This window comes from Aquicoccus porphyridii (genome assembly GCF_008369105.1).
Classification (GTDB): Bacteria; Pseudomonadota; Alphaproteobacteria; order Rhodobacterales; family Rhodobacteraceae; genus Aquicoccus; species Aquicoccus porphyridii.
Genome location: NZ_VINQ01000228.1, coordinates 1 through 364 on the forward strand (window position 1 = coordinate 1; position 364 = coordinate 364).

Below are 364 nucleotides of genomic sequence, written 5' to 3' on the forward strand. Positions count from 1 at the left end.
GCATCCCTCGCAGCTGTACCAGTTCGCCCTGGAAGGCGTGGAGCTGTTCATCATCCTCTGGCTGTTCACCCGCAAGCCACGGCCGACCGCCTCGGTCTCCGGCCTGTTCGTGCTGTGCTACGGGATCTGCCGCTTCGTCGTCGAATTCGTCCGCGTGCCGGATGCCCAGCTCGGCTACCTCGCCTGGGGTTGGCTGACCATGGGCCAGGTGCTCTGCGTACCGATGGTGCTGGCCGGCATTGCCCTGATGGTCTGGGCCTACCGCCGCGACGCGGCGCAGCCGAAGGCGGCCTGAGCCGCTTTTCGTGCCCGGGGCGGATAACGTCGCAGGCGTCATCCGCTCCGGGCAGCCGGCTTTCCGCTC

At 68.1% G+C, this 364-nt stretch carries 1 protein-coding gene; it reads left to right on the forward strand.

Going from position 1 to position 364, the window contains the following annotated elements; all coding sequences use genetic code 11:
- Window positions 1-295: prolipoprotein diacylglyceryl transferase family protein (locus tag FLO80_RS24300; protein ID WP_188078420.1), on the forward strand; the 295-nt coding region annotated here is incomplete at its 5' end.
- Window positions 296-364: the final 69 nt, after the last annotated feature.